Origin of the sequence: Bacillus paralicheniformis, assembly GCF_001042485.2 — a bacterium.
Lineage (GTDB): Bacteria > Bacillota > Bacilli > Bacillales > Bacillaceae > Bacillus > Bacillus paralicheniformis.
The window spans coordinates 69,275-87,366 of sequence record NZ_LBMN02000006.1 but is presented as its reverse complement, the minus strand read 5'-3'; the positions used below and the strand labels follow the sequence as shown (position 1 = coordinate 87,366).

Annotated in this window: 19 protein-coding genes and 1 pseudogene; 18 read left to right on the top strand and 2 right to left on the bottom strand. The window is 44.2% G+C overall.

Annotated features, from left to right (window positions below):
- Nucleotides 1–16: 16 nt before the first annotated feature.
- The 7 genes from ACH97_RS06685 (at nucleotide 17) to ACH97_RS06655 (ending at nucleotide 6,864) form a co-directional block, all read left to right on the top strand.
- Nucleotides 17–946, top strand: a complete 930-nt coding sequence (locus ACH97_RS06685; protein ID WP_020453128.1) for an NAD-dependent epimerase/dehydratase family protein — start codon at nucleotides 17–19, stop codon at nucleotides 944–946.
- Between the two features lie 63 nt (nucleotides 947–1,009).
- Nucleotides 1,010–2,464 carry a teichuronic acid biosynthesis protein TuaE gene (gene tuaE, locus ACH97_RS06680; protein WP_048350269.1) on the top strand — a complete coding sequence of 485 codons (1,455 nt, stop codon included), beginning with the start codon at nucleotides 1,010–1,012 and terminating at the stop codon, nucleotides 2,462–2,464.
- Nucleotides 2,465–2,505: 41 nt separating this feature from the next.
- The gene (gene tuaF / locus ACH97_RS06675; protein WP_048350270.1) at nucleotides 2,506–3,180 is read left to right on the top strand and encodes a teichuronic acid biosynthesis protein TuaF; all 675 of its coding nucleotides are present in this window, start codon (nucleotides 2,506–2,508) and stop codon (nucleotides 3,178–3,180) included.
- A 29-nt stretch (nucleotides 3,181–3,209) separates the two neighbouring features.
- Complete coding sequence (gene tuaG, locus ACH97_RS06670; RefSeq protein WP_048350271.1) at nucleotides 3,210–3,968, top strand: teichuronic acid biosynthesis protein TuaG; 759 nt, start codon at nucleotides 3,210–3,212, stop codon at nucleotides 3,966–3,968.
- A gap of 27 nt (nucleotides 3,969–3,995) precedes the next feature.
- Entirely contained in the window at nucleotides 3,996–5,177 is a 1,182-nt protein-coding gene (tuaH, locus tag ACH97_RS06665) for a teichuronic acid biosynthesis protein TuaH (protein WP_048350272.1), read from the top strand.
- 130 nt (nucleotides 5,178–5,307) lie between these two features.
- Complete coding sequence (locus tag ACH97_RS06660) at nucleotides 5,308–6,372, top strand: glycosyltransferase family 4 protein (RefSeq protein ID WP_048350273.1); 1,065 nt, start codon at nucleotides 5,308–5,310, stop codon at nucleotides 6,370–6,372.
- Nucleotides 6,373–6,480: 108 nt separating this feature from the next.
- Nucleotides 6,481–6,864: a YunG family protein gene (locus tag ACH97_RS06655; protein ID WP_048350274.1), complete on the top strand. Its 384-nt coding sequence runs from the start codon at nucleotides 6,481–6,483 to the stop codon at nucleotides 6,862–6,864.
- 54 nt (nucleotides 6,865–6,918) lie between these two features.
- Here the strand turns inward: ACH97_RS06655 and ACH97_RS06650 are convergent, their stop codons facing one another.
- Both ACH97_RS06650 and ACH97_RS06645 read right to left on the bottom strand, forming a co-directional pair.
- Complete coding sequence (locus tag ACH97_RS06650) at nucleotides 6,919–7,998, bottom strand: LCP family protein (RefSeq protein WP_048350275.1); 1,080 nt, start codon at nucleotides 7,996–7,998, stop codon at nucleotides 6,919–6,921.
- 14 nt (nucleotides 7,999–8,012) lie between these two features.
- A complete protein-coding gene (locus ACH97_RS06645; RefSeq protein ID WP_003185736.1) occupies nucleotides 8,013–8,651 on the bottom strand; it encodes a YigZ family protein in 639 nt (212 codons plus the stop codon).
- A gap of 213 nt (nucleotides 8,652–8,864) precedes the next feature.
- Between ACH97_RS06645 and degS the strand changes: the two genes are divergently transcribed.
- The 11 genes and pseudogenes from degS (at nucleotide 8,865) to flgL (ending at nucleotide 18,068) form a co-directional block, all read left to right on the top strand.
- Nucleotides 8,865–10,022: a two-component sensor histidine kinase DegS gene (gene degS / locus ACH97_RS06640; RefSeq protein ID WP_003185733.1), complete on the top strand. Its 1,158-nt coding sequence runs from the start codon at nucleotides 8,865–8,867 to the stop codon at nucleotides 10,020–10,022.
- Between the two features lie 81 nt (nucleotides 10,023–10,103).
- A complete protein-coding gene (gene degU, locus ACH97_RS06635) occupies nucleotides 10,104–10,793 on the top strand; it encodes a two-component system response regulator DegU (RefSeq protein WP_003185730.1) in 690 nt (229 codons plus the stop codon).
- A gap of 119 nt (nucleotides 10,794–10,912) precedes the next feature.
- Nucleotides 10,913–11,755, top strand: coding sequence for a DegV family protein (locus ACH97_RS06630; RefSeq protein ID WP_003185726.1), 843 nt, complete (start codon nucleotides 10,913–10,915; stop codon nucleotides 11,753–11,755).
- Between the two features lie 121 nt (nucleotides 11,756–11,876).
- Nucleotides 11,877–13,258: pseudogene (locus ACH97_RS06625) on the top strand (ATP-dependent helicase ComFA).
- Nucleotides 13,259–13,312: 54 nt separating this feature from the next.
- The gene (comFB, locus tag ACH97_RS06620) at nucleotides 13,313–13,597 is read left to right on the top strand and encodes a late competence protein ComFB (RefSeq protein WP_003185718.1); all 285 of its coding nucleotides are present in this window, start codon (nucleotides 13,313–13,315) and stop codon (nucleotides 13,595–13,597) included.
- Nucleotides 13,554–14,288 carry an amidophosphoribosyltransferase gene (locus ACH97_RS06615; protein WP_011198352.1) on the top strand — a complete coding sequence of 245 codons (735 nt, stop codon included), beginning with the start codon at nucleotides 13,554–13,556 and terminating at the stop codon, nucleotides 14,286–14,288. Before comFB ends, ACH97_RS06615 begins: the two co-directional genes overlap by 44 nt.
- A gap of 58 nt (nucleotides 14,289–14,346) precedes the next feature.
- Nucleotides 14,347–14,766 carry a TIGR03826 family flagellar region protein gene (locus ACH97_RS06610; RefSeq protein ID WP_048350276.1) on the top strand — a complete coding sequence of 140 codons (420 nt, stop codon included), beginning with the start codon at nucleotides 14,347–14,349 and terminating at the stop codon, nucleotides 14,764–14,766.
- 79 nt (nucleotides 14,767–14,845) lie between these two features.
- Nucleotides 14,846–15,112, top strand: coding sequence for a flagellar biosynthesis anti-sigma factor FlgM (gene flgM / locus ACH97_RS06605; protein WP_003185713.1), 267 nt, complete (start codon nucleotides 14,846–14,848; stop codon nucleotides 15,110–15,112).
- Between the two features lie 18 nt (nucleotides 15,113–15,130).
- Nucleotides 15,131–15,607 carry a flagellar protein FlgN gene (locus ACH97_RS06600; protein WP_048350277.1) on the top strand — a complete coding sequence of 159 codons (477 nt, stop codon included), beginning with the start codon at nucleotides 15,131–15,133 and terminating at the stop codon, nucleotides 15,605–15,607.
- A 15-nt stretch (nucleotides 15,608–15,622) separates the two neighbouring features.
- Nucleotides 15,623–17,146 (top strand): flagellar hook-associated protein FlgK, encoded by a 1,524-nt coding sequence (gene flgK, locus ACH97_RS06595; protein ID WP_057957825.1) that lies wholly within the window; start codon nucleotides 15,623–15,625, stop codon nucleotides 17,144–17,146.
- A 10-nt stretch (nucleotides 17,147–17,156) separates the two neighbouring features.
- Complete coding sequence (flgL, locus tag ACH97_RS06590) at nucleotides 17,157–18,068, top strand: flagellar hook-associated protein FlgL (protein ID WP_003185705.1); 912 nt, start codon at nucleotides 17,157–17,159, stop codon at nucleotides 18,066–18,068.
- Nucleotides 18,069–18,092: the final 24 nt, after the last annotated feature.

Sequence of the window (18,092 nt, the reverse complement as noted above, 5' to 3'; positions counted from 1 at the left end):
ACGAGGGGTGTTATTAATGGAAAAAGTACTAGTGACAGGCGGATGCGGATTTATAGGCTCGCATATCGCTGAACAGCTTCTGAAAGAAAATTACCGGGTTTCAATTCTTGACAATTTAACTACGGGACACCGCTCCAACATTGAAGGTCTCGCGGTTGACTTTTATGAGCAGGATATAACAAAGCCGGAAGTCATCGACGTCATCAAAAGCATTGATCCCGATTATATTATTCATTTAGCTGCACAAGTAAGCGTGGCGGAGTCTGTCAGCGATTTTTTAAATGATGAAAACATCAATATCAAGGGATCGCTCCATATCATTAAGGCAGCGGGTGAATGCAGCGTGAAAAAGATTGTCTTTGCATCATCAGCAGCTGTTTATGGAGATCCTGAATATCTGCCTGTCGACACTCGTCATAAAACAAATCCAGGCTCACCCTACGGGCTGACGAAGCTTACGGTGGAGAACTACTTAAAGCTGGCCTATGATCTGTATGGAACCGAGTATTGCATTTTGCGGTACAGCAATGTATACGGGCCGCGCCAGGACGCAAAAGGAGAGGGCGGCGTCGTATCGATTTTCTCCGATTTGCTGACAAGCGGCAAGGCTCCGGTGATTTTTGGAGACGGAGAACAATCGCGCGATTTTATTTATGTCGGTGATGTGGCTTCCGCCAACGTCAAGGCGCTCAAAGCTCAATCAAACGTTTGTTTAAACGTTTCGAACGGCTTTTCGATCACAGTCAATGAGCTGTTTGCAGAGATGAAAAAAGCGACGAACTCGGCGCTGTCTCCGATTTATCAAGATGAAAGACCGGGGGATATCCGCCACAGCACACTGTGTAATGAAGAAACAAAGAAAATTTTAAACTGGGAACCAAAAATGCCGCTCGCTGAAGGACTGGAAAAGACCATTTCATATTATAAAAAAGAAATGAATATGTAAATCACTGGCTGCTGGCTGATGTCGGCAGCCCTTTTCCAGAAAGAAGCGGAAGGAGGGGGAAAAATGAGTCTCAAACGTTCCGCGGTCAATGTTTTGGTTTGGCTCGCCGCATTGACCGCAGGGTTAGCATTCGTTGTATTGGCCCAGTCCAATGCAAAAAAAGTCTTGTTAGCATGTCTGATTTTGATTGCGCTGACTTTGATCATTGTGCTCCGGAAGTATTTGTCGTCCGAGCAATTGCTGATGCCCGTATTATATCTGCTTATCGCTGCAACATTTGCCAACAATGCTTTTTTTACGATTAAATTGGGCTTTTTCAGCCTGTTTCCATATCGAATTCTTCTGATTCTGGCAGGGTTCTTATTCATAGCGGAAATGTTGAAAGGCAGCCAGCACCTTGAAAAGTGGAAGCAGGTGCATGTTAAAGGCATTCTGATGTTTTTCACGTTTTGGTTCTGCTATGGAATGATTTCGCTGCTTTGGGTCAAGTCTGCTACTGAGGGCGTAAAATATCTGTTCCTATTGGCAATGGGAATGTTTTTTGTTTTTCTGATTGTTATGTTTTTTCAAAAAATGGATCGAATTCTCGCGTTTTATTACATATGGTTGGTCATGACCGTATTTTTAATGGTCATCGGGTTTTACAACCACTTTACATTAAACCACCTGCCGAGTTCGACCCTTTATAACGGGCCGCACTATAAACAGCACTATCCGACATCCGTCTTTTTCAATCAGAATGACTTTGCGACATTTCTATCCATCAGCTTTTTCTTTTATTTATCTTTTTTCAAAAACATTAAAAACAGCTACTTAAAAATAGCGGGGCTGCTCCTTGCGTTCTGTTCGGCCTACTTGATTTTCCTGACAGGATCAAGAGCCAGCATCCTGGGAATTATAGCCGGACTTGCCGTTTATGCATTTATTTTGCTGCCGAAGGTGCTTAAAAAATGGGCGCTCATCGCCGCAGCTGCAGGATGTATCGCTTTTGTCACACTGTTTGCAGGAAAGATCACCGGAGCTTTTTATACATACTTTTTGGCTCCGCAAACTACACACGATTTCAGCGAGCCGCTGCCATCCAATGTCGCCAGGGCAAACTTGTTGAAAAACGCCGGGCATTATGTGCTGGATACTTACGGATTTGGCGTCGGCGCCGGCAATGTACCTTATTATTTGGAACATCACGCATTGTTCGATACAGACCGGGTCGTGGAGGTTCATAACTGGCTCGTAGAGATCATGACGAATTTTGGAGTTGTGATGATGCTCGGTTATTTAACGATGTACATTTATTTAATAACTGTGCTTTACCGATATTATAAAAGATCGCTTGGAAAGCGGTACAAGCTTCTCATTGAAGGTTTGACAGCCGCGCTCGTCGCCTTCCTTGTGTCAAGCATCAGTCCGAGTTCCGTCTCGAATTTATATTTCCATTGGGTGTTCCTCGCGCTTGTGATTGCGACGGTTAATACCTTTAGAGTCTGCGGAACGGATGAAACCGAACAGTATAGGTGATTTTTGAAAATCGAATTTAAAAACAGGGAGAAATTCATGTGATGAATTTAATCAAACGTATTGCTGGTAGAGTGAAAAAGTTTATTGTGGCGATTATTGCGCTTCCTCTTATTCTTGGTCTTGTCGGCTATTTTATGCCGAAGGGAAGCGTTGCTCCATCTAATTACACGGCTACTGTAACGATATCAACCGGGAACTATGGAGAAGCGAAGTACAACAATGCAAAGCAAGTGCCGCTGCTGTTGAAAAACGAAGCTTTTTTAAAGGACATTTTCCCGGATATGCCGGAAGAGGATCTGGCGCAATTGAAAGACGATCTGGCGATTGAAATCAGAACGGATTCACTTTTCAACTTAAGCTACACAGGGCCTGATAAACAGGAAACATTGGATACTTTAGGAAAAATTAAAGATGCCTATATGAAAGGCGATAAGGCGCTGTTCTCAAAAAGAGAAGAAGTCATTGAAAAGAATATTAAGGCGCTTGAAGACGAAACAGTCAGCGCTGATTCCAAAGTTGACAAACAGCGGTTTTTGTATGAGCTTGAAACAAGCAAGCTTGATATGAAGGCTGCTGAAGAAATTGAGCCTTTGATCGTGCTGGATAACCAGGCTGCCGGCATGTCGCCTAAAAAAAGAGCGGTATTAGGCGTACTGATCGGTTTAGCGCTGTCGTTTTTTATCATTGTCGTTCCGGAAGTATTCAGAGAACGTTAAATTTTTAATTGGGGATGTGGATCAGGACCATGACGAGGCAAAAACCTTTAATCTCTGTCATTACGCCTTCCTATAACGCGGAGGAATTTATCGAAAAAACCATTCAGTCCGTCTTAAATCAGACGTTTTCCGACTGGGAAATGATCATTGCCGATGATTGCTCAACAGATGGGACAAGAGACATTTTGAAGCGCTATGAAGAAGATGATGAGCGGATCCATGCCATTTTTCTGAAAGAAAATCAAGGCGCTGCAGCGGCTCGAAATGCGGCGCTCAGCAAAGCCGAAGGGCGCTATGTCGCCTTTTTGGACAGCGATGATTTGTGGAAAGCAGAAAAGCTGGATAAGCAGCTTGACTTTATGAGGAAGCATCAGCATGCTTTCACATTTACGGCATACGAGCTGATCAGCCAAGACGGCGAACCGCTTCATAAAACCATTCATGCACCCGTCAGCCTTACATATGATGATGTATTAAAAAATACGATTATCGGCTGTTTGACGGTGATGATTGACAGAGAGCAAACGGGTGATATCCGGATGCCGAATATAAGAACCCGTCAGGATTTGGCGACATGGCTGTCCGTATTAAAGCGGGGATTCAAGGCATTCGGTCTGAACGAACCCCTCGCCGAATACCGCATCGTTGAAACATCGATCTCCAGAAACAAGTGGAAGGCGGCGCGAAAAACCTGGTATGTGTACAGGGAAATCGAACGCCTTCACTTGATGAAAGCGACATGGTGCTTTTTCCATTACGCTAAGAACGCAGTCATGAAAAGATTATAACGGCATTGACAGAAAAGGTGATTGAAAGTGAAAGCAGATCAAGTCATACACGTCATAGTAGCGACAGGTGAATGGGGGCAGGATCAGCTAAGATACAGAAGGCACCGCCTTGCTGAGTTTTTAGCCGGCCGCAAGGAGACGAAGGAAGTCATTTGGGTCTGTCCGTCTGAAAATCCTTCCCGCGAAACTTTTACATTGCTTGACAACGGAATCAAGCAATTTGCAGTCAAAGATTTTTTGAAAAAGAAAATATTCAGGTTTGCCCGCTACAAGGATGTTTTTTATCAAAGCAAGCTGAAGCCGCTGCTTGACCGGCTGAAAGAAGACGTTCAGGGGGAAAAGGTGTGCTTATGGTACACATTCCCCGGTTTTCCGCTGCTGTCATCGCTTTATCAGTGGGATCAGGTCATCTATGACTGCAGTGACCTGTGGGCGGCGCCGATCAGCGGAAGCCAAAGCCTTGTCTCAGGATTCAGGCAAAAGGTTATTTTTGAAGCTGAAGGCAGAATCATTAAAGCTGCAGATACGATTTTTTGCACTTCTGAATATTTGCACCAAAACGTAGCAGACCGGCTTCAAGGAGAGACAAAGCCGGTTTTTACAATCGAAAATGGTGTGGAATACAGCTTGTTTGCGGAAAATAAGCAAAAAGCGGATGTATTAAACGGAAGGGAAGGCACCGTCCTCGGCTTTATCGGCGGAATCAAGCCGAAGCTCGATTTTAAGCTCATCAAAGAAGCGGCCAGAACCAAAAAAGAGTGGACGTTTTTATTTGTCGGTCCTGACGGGACAAACGGAGACGAAGATTTTAAAGCGCTTCTTGAAGAAGAAAATGTCATTTGGACGGGGCCCGCTGCGCCGTCGGAAGTACCGTCTTATATGAATGTAGTGGATATCGGGATCATGCCGTATAAACCGTCGCCATATAATAATGCGGTATTCCCTTTAAAGCTGTTTGAATTTTTGGCTGCCGGTAAGCCTGTCGCCGGCATGAACCTCCCTTCAACAAAAAAGGTTGAACAGGAACACGTTTACCGTCATCTTACAGGAAACGACCCCGCTAAATTTACAGCGGTGTGTAAAGAGCTGGAGCTTGCGCATGTAGATGTCTCCCATGTGGAACTGCGCAAAAAGATCGCACGTGAAAGAGACTGGCATCATTTATTTTTAACGATGCTTGATCAATTGAACTTGAATAAAGATGCATAATTTGCGGCGGGGGATATTAATTCATGATGTTTCTTTTGGCTGGAGCTTGTTATAATAAATAATGAAATTGTATAATGAAAAGGTATGATCTTTAATACGACCAGACTTCATTTAAAAAGGAGACTTCCTTATGTCTTATGAACGCACTGTACTTGCGTTTTTTGTCTCTCTCATTACTGTTTTAATTATTACTCCGCTTGTCAAACGTCTAGCAATCAAATCCGGGGTCGTGGATCAGCCGGATAAACGAAAGATACATGATAAAGTAATGCCGAGAATGGGCGGTTTAGCCATTTTTATAGGAGTATTGACCGGTTCGTTTGCCGGCGGCCTTTATGAAAACAGAATAACAACAATTACACTCGGTGCTTTTATGATTGTCATTTTAGGCATTGTAGATGACAAACATAATTTAAGCGCGAGAATTAAATTTATCGTTCAAATATTAGTAGCCTGCATCATCGTCAGTACAGGCTTAAAAATGGAATTTTTATCGATTCCGTTTTGGGATCTTCGCTTTGATTTGGGATGGCTCGCATATCCTCTGACGATTTTATGGATCGTCGGGATCACAAATGCCATCAACTTAATCGACGGATTGGACGGACTGGCTGCGGGTATATCCGTCATCGGCCTTTCGACGATTGCCGTCATGGCTTTTTCTGCCGATAAAATCTTGATCTTCTCTCTATCGCTGGTTGTCATCGGAAGTACGGTCGGCTTTCTGTTCTATAACTTCCATCCGGCGAAAATTTTTATGGGAGACACGGGCTCGCTCTTCTTGGGGTATGTGATTTCGGTTCTGTCGCTGCTTGGGCTGTATAAAAGCGTGACCCTGTTCAGCGTCGTCATTCCGATCATTATATTAGGAGTGCCGATATTTGATACGACATTCGCGATCATCAGGCGGATTTTAAACAAGCAGCCGATTTCGGCACCCGACAAATCGCATATTCACCACAGGCTGATGGCCTTTGGCCTGTCCCATCGGAAAGCCGTCATCGTCATTTATTTAATTGGCGTCGTCTTCAGCCTGAGCGCCATTCTTTTAAAAACCGCGACGCTCTGGGTGTCCATCTTCATCATCTTCGGCTTAATCCTGTTCATGCAGATCATCGCAGAAGTGACAGGCCTTGTAAATGAGCAGTACAAGCCCTTTACGAAGTTTTACAGGCGGATGGTGAAGAGGAATTAATGTGCACAAAAACCCCTGGATTCCAGGGGTTTTATTATTACCGCATTTCGGGAAGCCCCATAAGCGGTTGGTTGACTAACTAAAACTCGATGAAAAGGAGGATTTTTTATGGATGATCATCACCTTGGACAGATCGAACAAATAATGAACGCACTGTATAAATCCTGGTCTTCAGATTCAAGTTCAAAATGGAGTCAGGATAACCCTGCAAAGGGACAATGCGGCGTAACCGCCTTAATTGTAAATGATCTATTAGGTGGAGAAATAAGGAAAACAAGGCTGCCTGAAGGGTGGCATTTTTATAATGTTATCAATGGTAAAAGATATGATTTAACGGTTTCCCAATTCAAAGAAGACATCCTGTATATGGATGTTCCCTCAAATAGAAACGAGGCATTCTCAGATACCAACGAAAAACAGTATAACTATTTAAAACAAAGTGTTATCAATCATTTGTCTTTTTCAAAAGAAAGGGGAACCCTTAATATATAAAGAGTTCCCCTTCATTTTTATTCGATTATGAATTTTCACATTCAACAGAGCCGATCAATAAGAAGAAGCAGCAGACGATTCAGCTGAGCTGTCTGTCCCGTCAGCGGGTGCGGAAGATTCAGACGATGTTCCGCTCGAATCAGCGGTTGAGTCCGGGTATAAATGATGGGTCAATTCATTTTGCACGTTTGCCAGGTTTTGCTGGTCAGGCTCAAAGTAGTAAACATCAGCGATCGTAAGATCTTTTCCTGTGATGTTTAATGTTTTTATATCATCACCAGCAAAGCCGCTGTAGATTTGCTGAAGCGCCAGAGCCTGTGTGATTTTGAAGTTTGTCTGAATGTTTTTGCTTGCTTTTTGGGCTATTTTATCAATTTTAGCGAGGTTTTGCGGTTTTGAGATTTGATCAAGAACGGCTTTTAAGATTTGCTTTTGTCTGTCGTTTCTCCCGAAGTCTCCCCGCTTATCCTGTTTTCTCATCCTTGCGTAGGCAAGAGCTTCCTCTCCATTTAGATGCATGTTCCCTTTTTTAAAATAGATTCTCTTGGATTTGGAGACATCGCTTTTTTCGCTGAAATCAAAAGGGACGTCAATATCGATTCCGCCGATTTCATCGATGACATCTTTAAACCCGTCAAAATCGACCGTTGCATAGTAGTCGATCGGGATTCCGAGGAAATCCTCAACCGTCTCAATTGTTTCATCCTTGCCGCCTTTTGCATAGGCCGCATTAATTTTTGTTTTTGTGCCGGTTGTGTCGCTGGCCAAATGAACCCTTGTGTCCCGCGGAATGCTCAGCATTTTCATCGACTTCTTTTTAGGATCGAGCGTCACGACAATCAGGGAATCCGTCCGGCCGTGCTCGCCGTTTGTCGAATAATCTTCAACCCCCATAAAAAGAATCGAGAACGGCTTTTTTTGAATATCAACAACATCGTCCCTGAGCTTCGACTTCTCTCCGCGTTCAAGCTCATCATAAGTGCCGTCAGCCGCGGAAATCGTGTTTATAATTTTATATATGCCCACTCCGCCGACTGCGAGAAGTGCGAGCAGCATAAGGACTATAAACCGTTTAATCAGCCTTCTCTTTTTATTCTTTTTTTTCCGCACTTTCACTTTAATACGCTCAGCCATAAGATGATTCTCCTTTAATTATTAAAAGCTTCTTCCAAATAGACTTGAATGCCTTCTCTATTCTCACTCTTGCCATTTGTTAATTCGGTTATCCATTCCGTAAATGCCTGTTTTTCGCTTTCCTTGACATACGTTTCAAATTCGACATCGTCTGCATAGTGAACGTCTTTTATTTGATAAGGGGACTCGCGAAGCTCGTTTTCAAGCTTGCCGATCCATGTATAGTTCACAGTGGTGTGCATGACCCGCATCAGCTTTCGTTCGACAACGCCGACATGGTTCAGCCCCTCTGACACGGATTTTCCGTAAGCCCTTATCAATCCTCCTGCGCCGAGTTTAATGCCGCCGAAATACCTCGTCACAACGGCGCATGTATCTTTAAGGTTGCGTTTCTTCAAAACTTCAAGCATCGGTACGCCCGCTGTCCCGCTCGGTTCTCCGTCGTCATTCGCTTTTTGAATTTGATCATTTTCTCCTATGACGTAAGCCGAGCAATTATGCGTCGCATTCCAATGCTGCTTTTTTATGTGGTTGATAAAGTTCTGTGCTTCTTCTTCAGTACTGACGCGGCTCAAGTGGCATATAAACCGGGATTTTTCAATCACGATTTCATGGGTCCCTTCACCTGCAACAGTCAGATAGCTTTGCAGCATGCCTGCTTACCTCCTGACAAGCCTGCGGCTGTTCTCCTAAAAATCGAACAGACTTAGAATTTTGGCGCGTATTTTGTTATGATTAAATAGAAATGGATCGGTAACCATAAAAAAACCAGAATACGCATTCTTTCATTATAATTCGACACGAATTTCAGTTCAATGAAATTTATGATAAAACTAAATGACAATGCTGTTACGGAGGGAAAATGGGTGAGCGTTTCCAAAATGGACTCCAAAGTTTTAGATTCAATCATTATGAAGATGTTAAAAACGGTTGACGGGAGCAAGGATGAAGTCTTTCAAATCGGAGAGCAGTCCCGCCAGCAATACGAAGGCTTGGTAGAAGAGCTGAAACAGATTAAACAGCAGGTCAACGAAGTCATCGATCTTGGAGACAGGCTGGAAGTGCATGCCCGCCATGCGCGGAACCGCTTGTCAGAGGTCAGCAGAAACTTTCATAAATTCAGTGAAGAAGAGATTCGCGAAGCTTATGAAAAAGCCCACAAACTGCAGGTTGAACTGACAATGATCCAGCAGCGGGAAAAGCAGCTGAGAGAGAAGCGTGATGATCTGGAACGGCGCCTTTTGGGGCTTCAAGAAATCATCGAGCGTTCAGAAGGGCTTGTCAGTCAGATTACCGTCGTCTTAAACTACTTAAATCAGGATCTGCGCCAGGTCGGCGTTCTCCTTGAAGATGCGCAGGCCAAGCAGGATTTCGGACTGCGGATTATCGAAGCCCAGGAGGAAGAAAGAAAAAGGGTCTCAAGGGAAATCCACGACGGTCCTGCGCAAATGCTGGCCAACGTTATGATGAGATCTGAACTGATCGAACGCATCTTCAGAGACAAAGGAACAGAAGAAGGCTTTCAGGAAATTAAAAACCTCCGGCAAAACGTCAGAAATGCTCTTTATGAAGTCAGAAGAATCATTTATGATTTAAGGCCGATGGCTTTAGACGATTTGGGATTGATACCGACGCTCAGAAAATACTTGAACACGATCGAAGATTATCATGGAAAAGCAAAGATTCATTTCCAATGCATCGGAGAATCCGAAGAAAGAAGAATAGCACCGCGGTTTGAGGTTGCACTATTCCGGCTTGCACAGGAAGCGGTGACAAACGCCTTAAAACACTCCGAATCAACTGAAATTCATGTTAAAGTAGAAGTGACAAAAGATTTTGTGACGCTGATTATCAAAGACAATGGAAACGGCTTTGACTTAAAAGAAGTAAAAGGCAAGAAGAACAAATCTTTCGGTCTGCTAGGTATGAAAGAAAGAGTCGATTTGCTCGAAGGCTCAATGACAATCGATTCGAAAATAGGTCTTGGGACATTTATATTGATTAAAGTTCCACTGTCTTTGTAAAGATAATTGTAAAATAGAGACAAAAGACATATTGACCATAAAAGAGGTGTGTTTAACAATGAGAATGGGGAGGCGTAGCTTGTGACTAAAGTAAATATTGTAATTATTGACGATCATCAGTTATTCCGTGAAGGTGTCAAACGGATTTTGGATTTCGAACCTACCTTTGAGGTAGTGGCCGAAGGAGACGACGGAGATGAAGCGGCTCGCATTGTCGAGCACTACCATCCTGATGTTGTTATCATGGATATTAATATGCCGAATGTGAACGGAGTAGAAGCGACAAAACAACTGGTCGACTTGTATCCGGAATCAAAGGTTATTATTTTATCCATCCATGATGACGAAAACTACGTTACACATGCATTAAAAACAGGAGCCCGGGGCTATCTGCTGAAAGAAATGGATGCCGATACGCTGATCGAAGCCGTGAAAGTAGTAGCTGAAGGCGGATCTTATCTGCATCCTAAGGTTACACACAATCTTGTGAATGAATTCCGCCGTCTTGCAACAAGCGGTGTATCATCTCACGCTCAGCATGAGGTGTATCCGGAAATCCGGAGACCTCTTCACATTCTCACAAGAAGGGAATGCGAGGTACTGCAGATGCTGGCGGATGGAAAAAGCAACCGCGGAATCGGCGAATCATTATTTATCAGTGAAAAAACGGTTAAAAACCATGTCAGCAACATCCTTCAAAAAATGAATGTAAACGACAGAACGCAGGCTGTTGTTGTAGCCATTAAAAACGGCTGGGTAGAAATGAGATAAAGATGGACTTGCCATAAGGCAGGTCTTTTCTTTTGGCAGAAAATTAAACTTTATAATGAAAAAAGCTGCTTTTTCTTTTAGAATAGAAAAGAGTATCTTTCATAAGGAAGGTTTATTTCATGAAAACAGCAGTAGTAACAGACAGTACGGCATATATACCTAAAGACCTGCGTGACCGCTACAATATTCATATGATACCTCTCAATGTGATCTTTGGAGAGACTTCATACAGGGAAGAGATCGATATGAGCTGGAAGGACTATTACAAAGAAGTAAAAGCCCACGAAAATCTCCCGACGACTTCCCAGCCCGCCTACGGCGAGTTGATTTCTCTCTATGAAAAACTCGGTGAAACATATGACGCGGTCATCAGCATCCACCTTTCCAGCGGCATCAGCGGAACATTCAACAGCGCTGTATCAGCAAGCGGTATGCTTGAAGGAATTAAAGTGTATCCGTTTGATTCGGAAATCAGCTGCATGGCTCAGGGTTTTTATGCGATCGAGGCGGCTGAGATGGCGGAAAAAGGAGCGGCTCCTGAGGAAATCATCCGCCACTTGGATCATATGAAAACCTCGATGAGGGCTTATTTTATGGTTGACGACCTTTCACATTTGCAAAGGGGAGGACGTCTGAGCGGCGCCCAGGCTTTTGTCGGAAGCCTTTTAAAAGTAAAGCCGATCTTGCATTTTGAGAACAAGCTGATCGTTCCCTACGAGAAAATCCGGACGAGAAAAAAAGCGATGAACCGTTTATTTGAGCTTTTTGGCGAAGATGCCGAGAAAGGAAAGCCGCTGAGAGCGGTTGTGATTCATGCCAACCGTGAAGAAGAAGCCGATCAAATAATCGAAGAATTGTCGAAGCAATATGCACATGTCGAATTTTATAAAAGCTATTTCGGGCCTGTGATCGGCACTCACCTTGGTGAAGGAGCGATGGGTATCGCCTGGTATACAGTATAAAAGCCAATCTCCGTTTTGCAAAACGGAGATTTTTTTTTTCAACTGTTTTGAAGGGAGATTTTTAGATTTTGACTGTTTTACAAGAAACCATGGATGATAGATACTAAATGGCAGATTGGAGGTGATTCACATCGAACAACCGGCATTCTATACCCGTGAATTGCGGTCATGTTTGGAGCAGCGCCACCTTCTGAAAAGCGAACTTCCTTTTCGTGAATCCGTCGTTGATTGGCATATCCAAGAAGGCTTGATAAAAACGGAGGAAGGTATTAAAAAAACGAAGAAAGGCTTTATTTGTTTGAGGTGCGGCCAGCACGAACGCTCATTTTTCGCCCGGTATCCTTGCTATCGGTGCAGTAAATGCTGCGTGTACTGCCGATCCTGCGTCATGATGGGCAGGGTGAGCGATTGTACGCCTCTGTTGACTTGGCACATGCATGTCAGCCATAAATGGGCGCCTGTTCATACGGAGTGGAAAGGCGCGCTTTCAGCAGGTCAGGAGAAAGCGGCCAAATCCATTATCAATGCTATACGAAGAAAAGAAGAACTGTTGGTCTGGGCGGTTTGCGGGTCGGGGAAAACAGAACTTCTCTTTCAAGGGATCGAATTCGCGCTGAACAACGGCTTGACAGTATGTATCGCTACTCCGAGAACCGATGTCGTACTCGAGCTTGCTCCGCGGTTTCGCCAAGCCTTTCCAGGGGTGGAAATTGCCGCTTTGTACGGAGGAAGCTCAGACGTTGGGAATCTCTCGCCGCTTATCATTTCAACTACCCACCAGCTGCTCCGCTATAAAGAAGCATTTGACGTGATCATCATAGATGAGGTGGATGCTTTTCCGTATTCTATTGATAACACGCTGCAATACGCTGTTAAAAAATCGGCAAAACGGCAAAGCGCTCACATCTATTTAACTGCCACGCCTTCAGCAGATATGAAAAAAAGGGCTGAGAGCGGAAAGCTGGACACCGTCCGTATTCCCGCGAGATTCCACCGCAGCCCCTTGCCTGAACCTACATTGATTTGGTAAAGAGTTTGAAACGAAGAAAAGTTCCTTTTCGCCTCAAAAAATGGCTTTTTAAGCACCAAGAACTGCAGCAACCGGTTTTTTTATTCGTTCCCTCTGTCCCTGTTCTTAAATCTGTGGTCAGTGTGCTGAAAAAGGAAACATTTCGCGCTGAAGGAGTTTATGCCGATGACCCTGACAGAAATGAAAAAGTGAACCGGTTTAGGGAAAGTAAGCTTGAGGTGCTCGTGACAACAACGATTTTGGAAAGAGGAGTGACCGTCAAAAAAGCGCAGGTTGGAGTATTGGGGGCAGAGTCGGCGGTTTTTACCGAAAGCGCCCTCGTCCAAATGGCGGGAAGAGCCGGCAGGCATCCCGAGCACACAGATGGAGACGTCTGTTTCTTTCATTACGGCAGGACAAAGTCGATGAATGCGGCACGACGTCATATTCAAAACATGAATAAAATGTCTAAAAAGGAAATGTTGATTGACTAGTCTGATATTCATGGTAAAGTATACCTATGAATATAAAATGAGGAGCGGTGCCGGATGCTAGTCAACGCCAAAGAAGCTGTTTTGGAAGAGTTGTTTGATCAGTATATCGATCAGCTGCACATGAGCTGTACGTGCAGCAGGTGCAGGGAGGATGTGCTCGCCTTGGCTTTAAATGCAGTAAAACCGCAATATGTAACAGATCAGTCGAAGCTGGCTTACATAAAAGCAGAGCTCGTTGACAAACAAAAGAATACATCAATGCTTGTCACCTTGGCTGAAGCTGCCAGAAAGGTGAATGAAAACCCGCTTTGCGCAAGCAATCGAAGAGGGAGGGAATAAACTGAATTGTTTAATTTGTGCAGCGCCTCTTTTACATTCTCTCTCATGGCATTCTTTTTTCTTTTTACGATCAGAAGAGAAAATATGCAGGGAATGTAAAGAGAACTTTATCGAGATCAAAGGAACCGTATGCCCTAAGTGCGGACGGCCACAGGGGAGCGAAGAGCTGTGCGGTGACTGCGCAAAATGGGAGGCCAATCCGTTAACCCGCTCTCTTTTGAGGCAAAACCGCTCTGTTTATCTCTACAATACTTTCATGAAAGAAGTCCTTGCCCGTTTTAAGTTCAGAGGTGATGCTGAACTGGTCTTCGCTTTTGCCCCTTCATTTATCAGCGCTTTTCAACAATACTTCCGCCGCAGCCCGTCTGTTTTAGTTCCGATACCTCTCAGTGAAGAACGTAAAGCGGAGAGGGGATTTAATCAGGCGGAGCGTCTTGCTTCCTTATTACAAATACCCGTTATTCATCCCTTGATCAGAATCGAAAATGAAAAACAATCCAAAAAAAGCAGGAAAGAGCGAATTAAGCCAAAAACCGTTTTTAGAACCGAAAAGGGGTCAGTAAAGAATCTGGATGTCATATTGATTGACGACTTGTATACGACAGGAGCGACCCTTCATCATGCCGCTGATTGCCTGATGACATCCGGAGAAGCAAAATCTGTATCATCATATACATTAATTAGAAGCTAAATCATTTTTCTTCCCTGCCGATATAAAAAATAGAATTTAAGGATAGGGGTCAAAGTTTATGAGTCAATTGGCGAATTGTCCAAGATGTAACGCATTGTTTATGAAAAGCAGTTTTCAAACCGTTTGCGCTTCATGCTTGAAAGAAGAAGAGCGCGCGTATGAAATTGTTTATAAATTTCTGAAAAAACAGGAAAACCGGCAGTCCACGATGTTTCAGATCGTAGAAAAAACAGGTGTCGAAGAAGAGTTAATATTGAAGTTTATTAGACAGAAACGCATTCAAATCTCTAATTTCCCGAATCTCGGCTATCCGTGCGAAAGGTGCGGCACGCTTATTCGGGAAGGACGTTATTGCATGTCATGCGAGCAGGATTTGGCATCGCAAATGAGTCAATTAGACCAGCTGGAGCAGCTTGAAAGAGAGAGAAATAATAGTTCTAAAGGCACGTACTATACCTTTATGCCCAAAAATGACTGATTCCCTAAACTAACTTGAAGCTCAGACGATAAAATGAGTATGATCATAGATAACTATGGCGGAAAGTGAGAGGAATCCCATGAAGATCAACCAATATGGAACACAACCTGTTAATCCTTATCATAAATCATTTGAAAAACAAACAGCTTCTTCACAGGGAGCAGCCCAGCCGGAAGACAAAGTTGAGATTTCTGCGAAAGCAAAGGAGCTGCAAAAAGGCCCTGATTTAATGAAGGAGCGTCAGGAGAAAATTGCCCAGCTGAAAGCAGCCGTGGAGAATGGAACGTACAAAGTTGACGGCAAAGGCATAGCTGAAAAAATGGTCAATTTTTATAAACAGCAATAAAAGGAGGAAGTCAGTTCAGTGAAACGGGTGATTGAAGAGCTGGAGCGCTTATGCGTGCTGCATGAACATCTGCTGTCTCTGTCGGAACAAAAAACGGAGGCGCTGAAGACGAACGAAATAAAGGCACTTTCAGAAATCGTGACGAAAGAACAAAAGTATGTGCAGGCCATTGAACAAACGGAGCAGTCCCGCATTGAAGCAACTAAAAGCTGTATCGGCAGCTCGGACGCGACGATCAGCGCATGTATCAGCAAAGCTGCGGGCGGCGAGAAAAAGGTGCTGGAACAGCTGTATGCCAAGCTCTCACAGCTCGTCACCCGTTTGAAGGATGTGAACGATTTGAACAAGCAGCTGACTTTTCAGTCGCTTCAATTTATCTCGCTTACATTTGATATGCTCCTTCCGAATGAAGGCGGTTCGAATTACGGAAAAGAGCAGCAGCCAAACCAGACAGGCGGGACAAAACGGCTTTCTTTATTCGATTCAAAAGCTTAGAACGGAGTGAAAAAGATGACAAATCCAACTTTTTTAGGGCTGGAAATCGCAAAAAGAGGCTTGTCCGCGCAGCAATCAGCTCTGAGCGTGACAGCAAACAATATATCCAACGCCAATACCGAAGGGTATTCAAGACAGCGTGTTACATTTAAAGCATCAACCCCTTATCCGTCCGTATCAAGAGACTCTGTCGGACTTGCAGGCCAGATGGGTACAGGCGTTGAAATCGGTTCGGTTGAAAGGGTTAGGGACAGCTTTCTGGACTATCAATACAGGACGCAGAATACAAAGGCCGGCTATTACAATGCAAAAGTGGACGCTTTTAACCAAATGGAAGGGATTATGAATGAACTGAACGACACCGGACTAAACAAAGTTCTGAATTCATTCTGGAATTCCATTCAGGAATTGACGAACAACGCCCACGAACCGAGCGCTGCTTCTGTTGTTGCACAAAAAGGGCAGGCGGTCGCTGAGACATTTAAAACCCTGTATGAATCGCTGACAACCGTTCAATCAAATTTAGGCGACCAGATTGATCAAAATGTGATGACGATTAACTCGCTTTTGTCCCAGCTGAACAGCTTGAACGAGCAAATCGCCAAAGTCGAGCCGAACGGCTATCTCCCGAACGATTTGTACGATAAGCGTGATCAGCTCCTTGATGAACTGTCTTCAATGGTTAATATCAAAGTCAGCTATGCGAAAACCGGCGGCAATCCACTCGCAACCGCTGAAGGCATTGTGTCAATAGAAGTCCTTGACGTAAACGGCCAGTCTCTGGGCAAGGTTCTTGACGGGCCAAACTTCACGACTGAAACTGTCAAAGTGAATTACGACAACGATACAGGCCTTGTGACGGGCGTTTCCCTCGGCGGGACGGACATCGGCATCGATTCGTTTACTAGCAAAGGGTCCCTGCTCGGTTTAATCGAATCTTACGGATATATGTCAAACGGTGAAGAAAAAGGTTTGTATCCCGAAATGCTCGCAGATCTGGATACGATGGCGCTTGCTTTTGCGAAAGAGTTTAATGCAGTCCATCAAAGCGGGTTTACTTCATCGGGAGAACCGGGAGGCATTTTCTTTGAATTTACCGGAGGAGAGGCTGAGCCTGCAAAGGGAGCCGCCGGCAAAATCAAAGTAGCCGATGAGATCATGAATTCAAAAGGCGATAAAGTCGCCGCATCGCTGAATGGTGAAGCGAGCGACAACGCCAACGCGACAAATCTCGCTAATGTCTTCACCAAGAAAATTCAAATCGGTGACAAAACGACGACCGTTTTAGATTATTACGCAGGCATCATCGGTGAAATGGGCGTAAAAGCTCAGGAAACAAACAGGCTGGCCAAAAATACAGAAACGCTTGTAAACACTGCTGAATTGAACAGACAGTCTGTTAGCGCCGTATCATTAGACGAAGAAATGTCGAACATGATCCAATTCCAGCATGCTTATAACGCGGCTGCGAGAATGATTACGCTGCAGGACGAAGTCCTCGATAAGATTATTAACGGCATGGGTGTCGTGGGAAGGTAGGTAGAGATTCATGCGGGTAACCCAAGGGATGATTGCAAAAAATTCTTTGCGCTACATCAATTCAAGCTATGGAAAACTGGATAAGCTTCAATCCCAGATTTCTTCGGGAAAAAAGATCACAAAGGCATCCGACGATCCCGTCGTCGCGATGAAAAGCCTGAAGTACAATACACAGCTGTCCCAGGTTAAACAATATCAAAGCAATGCCTCCCAAGCTTTTACATGGCTTGAAAACACGGAAACGAACATTACAGAAGGCATTGATATCATGGCGAAAATCAGGGAGCTGACCGTTAAGGCTCAAAACAGTACAAACGGCAAGGATGAATTAAATGCGATCGGGGTCGAAATCGGCCAACTGAAAGACCAGCTGATTCAGATCGCCAATACGCAGGTCAACGGCCGCTACCTTTTTAACGGAACGAACTCTGACGTCGCTCCGATCACAAAAAACGCCGATGGTACTTACACATACAATTTTGAAAACTATACAAGCAGCTCTGACGTTCTCATCAATGTTTCGCCAAACGCAACCTTAAATGTAAACTCAAATCCGATTTCGGCTTTCGGCGGACAATCAAGCAGCGGACAAAACGTCTTTGAAATGATTGAGTCTCTCGAAAATGCCTTAAAAGCGGGAACAATGGAAGGAATGGAAAACGCCCTTTCAGACATTGACCAGTTCTCCAATCAGATGAGCAATGAGCGGTCTGATATCGGAGCGCGCTACAACCGGCTCGAATTGATCAATGCGCGGCTGAGCGAACAGGAAGAGACGGCGACAAAGGTATTGTCAGACAACGAAGATGTTGAGCTTGAGGAGATCATTACTGAATTTATTACACAGCAATCGGTTCACAGAGCTGCACTTGCCGTAAATGCGAAAATCGTTCAGCCGACACTGGTTGACTTTTTAAGATAAAAGCAACTCTATCCGAGTTGCTTT